Source organism: Marinilactibacillus piezotolerans (genome assembly GCF_900114235.1).
Lineage (GTDB): Bacteria > Bacillota > Bacilli > Lactobacillales > Carnobacteriaceae_A > Marinilactibacillus > Marinilactibacillus piezotolerans.
Genome location: NZ_FOSJ01000072.1, coordinates 1 through 8,215 on the forward strand (window position 1 = coordinate 1; position 8,215 = coordinate 8,215).

Sequence of the window (8,215 nt, forward strand, 5' to 3'; positions counted from 1 at the left end):
CGGTGGGTCATCAAGGGTCAATTTGTTGTAATCAAGCTTTGTGATATCGGTCCCTTTAGGTGGTCGATCACCCGCATCTTCAAGCCAAGTAATATAATCGTTTAAAAGTTGAATTAAACTGTTTTGCCACTTGATTTTATTAACTAAATACATGATAATCTGAAGTAGATTAGGCATCTCTTTTCACTCCTTAAGTGATGAATGTTTGTTTTAGTGAACTTCATTTTATCAGATTAAGGGGGGGAAGAGGTGCCTTTTTGTATTTTAATTGATAGAGCAACGATAGTTGCATTAAAACAACACGAAAAAACAAAAAAATTGGTAATTACTAATAAAATGCACGGAGGGATTTTATGAAATTTACAGTTAATAGAATAGCTTTTTTAAAAAAGCTTAAAGATGTTCAACTCGCTGTTTCTTCAAGAACAACGATTCCAATACTAACAGGGATAAAACTTGTTGCAGATTCAGAAGGAATAAAATTAACAGGTAGTAACTCAGATATTTCTATTGAAACACTAATCTCCATACATGATGAAAAAGCTACATTAAAAATCGAAGAAGAAGGTAGTATTGTTTTACAACCTGCTCGTTTTTTTAGCGATATCGTCAATAAATTACCAGATGAAACCTTTTCTGTAGAAGTAATGGATCGTGTTCAGACAGCAATTAAGTCATCTTCGTCATCTTTTTTAATTAATGGATTAGACGCTGCAAACTATCCACATTTACCAGAAATTGATACTGATCAAGCTTTTACACTTCCTGTTCAATTACTGAAAACCATTGTAAAACAAACAGTTATAGCTGTTTCTTCACATGAAAGTCGTCCTATTCTGACTGGAGTAAATCTGTCTCTTAAAGAAGGAAAACTAAAAGCTGTTGCAACTGATAGTCATCGTTTAAGTCAGCGAGTGATACCATTAGAATCAGCTGGAGACTTTTCTTATAACATTGTTATACCAGGAAAAAGTCTGCAGGAATTATCTAGATTACTAGATGACACACTCGATGAGATTACAGTAGCGATTACAGAAAATCAGATTTTATTCAAGACAGAAGATACACATTTTTATTCTCGCTTGCTAGAAGGTAATTATCCTGATACTGACCGTTTGATTCCAGAAACTTCTTCAACTCAAATTACTCTTGATGCACAAGTGTTGCTTGGAGCAGTGGAACGTGCTTCTCTTTTATCTCATGAAGGTAAAAATAATGTCGTAAAGTTATCTGTAAGTAAAGATGAAATTGAAATTACTGGAAATTCTCCAGAAGTTGGTCGTGTAAACGAAAATGTTTCATTTAAGAATATTGATGGAGAAGAAATGGAAATCTCATTTAATCCTGATTACTTAAAAGCAGCATTGAATACTTTTGGTCCTGTAGAGATCACATTAAAACTAATTTCAACTTTAAGACCATTTGTCTTGGTGCCAAGTGATGACAACAGAGAATTTATTCAACTGATTACACCAATTCGTACTTCATAAGCCTGATAGATTCCATTTGAATGATCCTAGATAAGAAGACAGCGTAACCTTACTTTCTTCTAATCTAGGATTTTTTTGTTTATACAGGAAAATTCGAGGTAACATTATAAATTCTGCTTATTTTTGAATTCTGAGCGTGTTTAATAAAAAAAATGATATTTCTTTTTTTATATAAAAAATCTATCAGAGGCCATTATTTCCCACTAAAATTTGTATTGGACTGGTTTTTGGGTTATAATAAATTAAGTATAGTTATGATAAAAATTACGATTAAGAACAGTAAAAAGATTTCTTATTTTAAGGAGCCGATAGTGGTGAACACCCCAATTCAAATTGAAGACGCATATATTACTTTAGGACAGTTTCTAAAGCATGCGAATGTAATCTCAAGTGGTGGAATGGCAAAACCATTTTTAGAACAGTTTGAGGTATACGTAAACGGAGAACTTGAAAATAGAAGAGGTAAAAAGCTTTATAACGGTTCTGTAGTAGATATTCCAGAAGTTGGTAGCTTTGTAGTAGAGTCGTTAAAACAAGAGGATGCCTAATGTATTTGAAAGATCTTCGACTGACAGGTTACCGGAATTATGATAAAGCTGAAGTTGAGTTCTCTAAAAATATCAATGTTTTTTTAGGTGAAAATGCTCAAGGGAAAACAAATATGATGGAAAGTATCTATGTACTGGCAATGGCTAGAAGTCATCGGACTGCTAACGATAAAGAATTAATTGGCTGGGATCAGGACTTTGCAAAAGTTACTGGATTAATTGAGAAAAATCAAAGTAAATTTCCATTGGAGATTGTTCTTTCTAAAAAAGGAAAGAAAGCAAAATTAAATCGTCTTGAGCAAAAAAAGCTGAGCGGATATATCGGACATTTAAATGTTATTTTGTTTGCACCTGAAGATCTATCTTTAGTGAAAGGTGCACCTTCTGTACGAAGAAAATTTCTGGATATGGAAATGGGGCAGATGAGTCCGATCTATCTTCATCATCTAGTTGAATATCAGAAAATCCTTAAACAGCGGAATCAATATCTAAAACAAGCTAGGTTTAAAAATAAATTAGATCAGACCTATTTAGAAGTATTGAATGACCAGTTGGCAGCTGAAGGTGCAGAAGTACTAAGTGAACGTTTTAAATTTACTAAACGCTTGGAAGAGTGGGCTCGACCGATCCATAGAGATATCTCTCAAGCGAAAGAAGAACTACGCATAGAATATGCTTCCTCCTTTTCAGTACAATCTGAAAAGGATAAAAATCAACTAATGCTGGATTTGTTAGAGCAATTCGAAAAAAATCAGCAAAGAGAAATAGACCAAGGCACTACAGTTATTGGCCCCCATAGAGATGACCTCCGCTTTTACATCAACGAAAAGAATGTTCAAACCTACGGATCTCAAGGGCAACAAAGAACAACTGCTTTAAGTGTAAAACTGGCAGAAATTGAATTAATGTATGAAATGACGGGGGAATACCCCGTTTTATTATTGGACGATGTACTAAGTGAATTAGATGATGACCGTCAAACTCATTTACTTAAATCAATTCAAGATAAAGTCCAAACATTCTTAACGACCACAAGTCTGGATGGCGTTAAAAAAGAGTTATTGAATGACCCCCGTATTTTTAAAGTATCAAATGGGAAGATTGTTAGGGAGAGTGAATAAATTTGGCAGATGAGCAACTGACTCCAAAAGAAGTCGTAGAATTACGTGAAGAATATGATGCTAGTCAGATTCAAGTATTAGAGGGCCTAGAAGCTGTTAGAAAACGTCCGGGTATGTACATTGGTTCAACAGGTGAAGCAGGCTTGCACCACCTTGTATGGGAGATTGTAGATAACTCTATCGATGAGGCGATGGCAGGATATGCAGAACATATTACAATAACGATTGAACCTGAAAATATTGTAACAGTTACAGATGATGGTCGTGGAATCCCAATTGATATTCAGCAGAAAACAGGACGTCCCGCTGTGGAGACTGTTTTTACTATTTTGCATGCCGGTGGTAAATTCGGTGGTGGCGGATATAAAGTTTCTGGAGGATTACACGGTGTAGGATCTTCAGTTGTAAATGCTCTTTCAGAATATCTTGAAGTAGATGTCCACAAAAATGGGAAAGTCTATAATCAGCGTTATGAACGTGGAGCTGTTATGTATGATTTAAAAGAAACAGTTGCAACTGATAAACGTGGAACAGAAGTTCGATTCAAAGCAGATGCTGAGATTTTTAAAGAAACAACAGAGTACGATTTTAATAAATTAGCTACTCGTGTTAGAGAATTAGCTTTTTTGAATAAAGGATTAAAGATTTCTATTGAAGATCGTCGAGAAGAAGAACCTGTTCGATTAGATTATCATTATGATGGTGGAATCAAAAGCTATGTTAGCTATCTGAATCAAACAAAAACCACATTATACGAAGAGCCTATTTTCCTTGAAGGAGAGCAAGAAGGTATAGTCGTAGAAGTTGCCTTGCAGCATACAGATGGTTTCCATACGAATATTATGAGTTTTGCAAACAATATCCATACTTATGAAGGTGGATCGCATGAGTTTGGATTCAAAACAGCATTAACTAGAATTATTAATGATTATGCTCGTCGTAATAAAATTATAAAAGAAAATGATGATAATTTAACGGGTGAAGACGTTCGTGAAGGATTGACAGTTGTATTAAGCATCAAACATCCGGATCCTCAATTTGAAGGACAAACAAAAACAAAACTAGGTAATTCAGAAGTTCGTACAATTACTGATCGTTTATTTAGTGAGCATTTTGATCGCTTTCTTATGGAAAATCCAACTATGGGTAAACAAATTGTCGAAAAAGCATTGCTTGCAGCACGTGCTCGTCTAGCAGCTAAACGTGCTAGAGAAGTGACTCGTAAGAAAAACGGACTAGAAATCAGCAACCTTCCCGGAAAATTAGCCGACTGTTCTTCAAAAGATCCAGAAAAATCAGAAATCTTTATTGTAGAGGGAGATTCCGCTGGCGGGTCTGCTAAACAAGGACGTTCGAGACTGTTTCAGGCCATCTTGCCAATCAGAGGGAAAATCCTGAATGTTGAAAAAGCATCGATCGATCGTATCTTAGCGAATGAAGAAATCCGTTCCTTATTTACTGCTATGGGGACTGGATTTGGGGAAGAATTTGAGATTGATAAAGCACGTTACCATAAATTGATTATTATGACCGATGCTGATGTCGATGGTGCGCATATTCGTACGTTACTGTTGACATTGATTTTCCGTTATATGAGACCAGTAATTGAAGCAGGATTTGTTTATATTGCACAGCCTCCTTTATACCAAGTTAAACAAGGGAAAAAGGAAGTTTATCTAGATACAGACAAACAGTTAGAAGAATATCTTAAAGAGATTCCACCAACTCCTAAACCGGATATCCAACGTTACAAAGGACTTGGAGAAATGGATGCTGAACAGCTATGGGATACAACTATGAATCCGGAACATCGTCGTTTACTACAAGTGACTGTGGAAGATGCGATCGAAGCGGATGTAGTTTTTGATATGCTTATGGGCGAGAAAGTTGAACCTCGTCGAGTATTTATCGAAGATAACGCACAGTATGTTCAAAACATCGATATTTAATTAGATATAAAACTGACTAAAGCAAATAGAAACAAATTAACTACCGTGTGCTATGTACCGATTGTCAGAATAGACACACGGTTTTTAAGTTGTTTTGATGAAAACAAGGAGGATAAAATACTTGGCTGAAAATAAAGAAGCACGTATGGAACAAATCAATCTGTCTAGTGAGATGAGAAATTCATTCTTGGACTATGCGATGAGCGTTATTGTTTCCCGTGCCTTACCAGATGTACGAGACGGATTAAAACCTGTTCACCGTCGCATATTGTATGGGATGAATGAACTTGGGATGACTCCTGATAAAGCCTACAAAAAATCTGCCCGTATTGTCGGAGATGTAATGGGTAAATATCACCCGCATGGGGATTCTGCCATCTATGAATCTATGGTTCGTATGGCACAAGATTTTAGTTATAGAAATCCATTGATAGATGGACATGGAAACTTTGGATCTGTCGATGGAGATAGCGCAGCAGCTATGCGTTATACAGAAGCAAAAATGAGCAAAATTGCATTAGAGATGTTGCGTGATATCAATAAAGATACTATCAATTATCATGACAATTACGATGGTTCTGAAAGAGAACCTGACGTATTGCCAGCAAGATTCCCTAATTTATTAGTAAATGGCGCTTCTGGAATTGCAGTAGGGATGGCAACAAATATACCGCCACATAACCTTAAAGAAGTCATCGCAGCTTGTCGCATACTTATGAGTAACAGTGAAGCAACAGTTGCTGATCTTATGGAAGTCTTACCAGGTCCGGATTTCCCTACTGGAGCAATGGTACTTGGTAAATCAGGAATTAGAAAAGCCTATGAGACTGGTCGCGGATCAATAAAAGTTCGTGCAAAAGCGCATATTCAGGTTCTGAAAAATGGTCGTGAACGTATTATTGTCGATGAACTTCCATATTTAGTAAATAAAGCTAAGCTAGTTGAACGTATTGCTGAGTTAGCAAGGGATAAGCGGATTGAAGGAATTACTGACTTAAACGATGAGTCAGATAGAGATGGTATGCGTATTGTTATTGATGTCAGAAGAGATGTTTCAGCTAGTGTAATTTTAAATAATCTGTATAAAATGACTCCTATGCAAACTTCTTTTGGATTCAATATGCTGGCAATCGTAAATGGTATTCCTAAAACGCTTGGTCTTAAAGAGATTTTGATAGAATATTTGAAACATCAACGAATTGTAATTAGAAGAAGAACTGAATATGATAAGAAAAAAGCAGAGGCACGTGCGCATATCTTAGAAGGTTTACGTATAGCGCTAGATCATATTGATGAAATCATCTCAATTATTCGCGGGTCACAGACAGGTCAGATTGCTAAGGAAACACTGATTGAAAAATTCAGCCTTTCTGAACGTCAGTCACAGGCTATCCTGGATATGCGTATGGTGCGTTTGACAGGGTTAGAACGGGAAAAAATTGAGGGAGAGTATCAAGAGCTGATTGCAACAATTAATGACTTGAATGATATTCTTGCTCGTCCTGAGCGAATCAATGAAATTATTGAAATTGAACTAGAAGAAATTTCTGAGAAACATGGAGATGATCGTCGTACAGAACTGTTAGTCGGTGAATCACTAAGTTTAGAAGACGAAGATTTGATCGAAGAAGAAGAAATTGCCATTACATTATCCCATAATGGCTATATGAAACGTATGCCAATTTCTGAATTTAAAGCTCAAAACCGGGGTGGTAGAGGCGTTAAGGGAATGGGTACGAACACAGATGACTTTGTGGAAACGCTGCTGACTTGTTCTACGCATGATTTACTATTGTTCTTTACAAACACTGGAAAAGTTTATAAAGCTAAAGGATACGAAATACCAGAATATGGTCGTACAGCCAAAGGTATCCCGGCAATAAACTTTTTAGGTATTGAAAATACTGAAAAAATACAAGCGATTATCAATAGAAGAGGAGAATCAGCGGAAAATGAACATCTTTTCTTTACAACACGTAAAGGAACTGTTAAACGTACTTCTCTGAGTGAATTTACTAATATTCGTACTAGTGGATTAAAAGCAATCGTGTTAAGAGATGAAGACGAACTGATTGATGTCTCTTTAACAAATGGAGATCAGAATATCATCATTGGGACTCGAGATGGATATGCTGTCAGCTTCCATGAAAGTAAAGTAAGAAGTATGGGTAGAGCAGCAGCAGGTGTTCGAGGAATTAATCTAAGAGACGGTGATAATGTAATCGGTATGGATCTATTAGGTGAAGATTCTGAAGTACTGATGATTACTGAGAATGGATATGGTAAACGTACGCCGGCTAAAGAATATGCAATTCGTGGCCGTGGTGGTAAAGGGGTCAAAACAGCTAATGTTACTGAAAAGAACGGACCACTTATTGGTCTGAAAACAGTAGATGGCCATGAAGATATCATGTTGATTACTAACAGTGGCGTAATTATCCGGTTCCATTCTAAAAACATTTCGCAAACTGGACGTGCAACACAAGGTGTCAGGTTAATGCGTCTAGAAGAAGGCGGAAAAGTATCGACTTTAGCAAAAATCGAGCCTCAAGAAGAAACAGAAGAAGTTGAATTGAGCTCAGAAGAAACAGTAGATTCTAAAACTGAAAATGAAAATTTAGAGCAAAATGAAACTGGCGAAACTACAGAAGAATAGAAATGGAGAAGCATCTTATACTCATTTAGAATTTTTATGAGTATAAGATGTTTTTGTTAGTGCAGCCTTTAAAAGCGAATGTTAGTTCCTTAATTTATAATGTTAAATATGTAAATAAATAATATGTCAAGCGAAAGTTAAAATGTCCTAAAACCAAGGCTCACATTAATGCAAGCTTTTACTTCGCAAAAGCTTGCATTAATGTGACCGAATTTGTTAAAATTAGTCCTAAGCTGTTTGTTCAGCTTCGTACTCTTCGAGTGTTTTTCCGACACTGCGAAGATATCTTTTGAAAGATTCTAGTTTCCACGGGTGAGATTGTGGGGGAATATACTGGCGTCTTTCTTTTTTTTGCTCTGGAATCGGATCAAACTCTTGTGAGTAGTAGTCATGTTCTTTCAGTCTCCTTGTTGTGTATATTTTTTCAGCTATATTTACATAGATATCTCCG

General features: G+C 36.1%; 5 protein-coding genes and 1 pseudogene. 5 read left to right on the plus strand and 1 reads right to left on the minus strand.

What is annotated here, in order from left to right; genetic code table 11:
- Window positions 1–353: 353 nt before the first annotated feature.
- The 5 genes from dnaN to gyrA all read left to right on the plus strand — a co-directional run bounded on the left by dnaN (window position 354) and on the right by gyrA (window position 7,764).
- Complete coding sequence (gene dnaN, locus BM212_RS11430) at window positions 354–1,490, plus strand: DNA polymerase III subunit beta (protein ID WP_091898654.1); 1,137 nt, start codon at window positions 354–356, stop codon at window positions 1,488–1,490.
- 314 nt (window positions 1,491–1,804) lie between these two features.
- Window positions 1,805–2,038, plus strand: coding sequence for a S4 domain-containing protein YaaA (yaaA, locus tag BM212_RS11435; protein ID WP_091898657.1), 234 nt, complete (start codon window positions 1,805–1,807; stop codon window positions 2,036–2,038).
- Window positions 2,038–3,159, plus strand: a complete 1,122-nt coding sequence (gene recF, locus BM212_RS11440; RefSeq protein ID WP_091898659.1) for a DNA replication/repair protein RecF — start codon at window positions 2,038–2,040, stop codon at window positions 3,157–3,159. Before yaaA ends, recF begins: the two co-directional genes overlap by 1 nt.
- Before the next feature lie 17 nt (window positions 3,160–3,176).
- On the plus strand, window positions 3,177–5,108 hold the full coding sequence (gene gyrB / locus BM212_RS11445; protein ID WP_425434177.1) for a DNA topoisomerase (ATP-hydrolyzing) subunit B: 1,932 nt from the start codon (window positions 3,177–3,179) through the stop codon (window positions 5,106–5,108).
- 145 nt (window positions 5,109–5,253) lie between these two features.
- Window positions 5,254–7,764 (plus strand): DNA gyrase subunit A, encoded by a 2,511-nt coding sequence (gyrA, locus tag BM212_RS11450; RefSeq protein WP_177206463.1) that lies wholly within the window; start codon window positions 5,254–5,256, stop codon window positions 7,762–7,764.
- A gap of 228 nt (window positions 7,765–7,992) precedes the next feature.
- Here the strand turns inward: gyrA and BM212_RS12670 are convergent.
- Window positions 7,993–8,215, minus strand: a pseudogene (locus BM212_RS12670) (ISNCY family transposase); the annotation flags it as partial.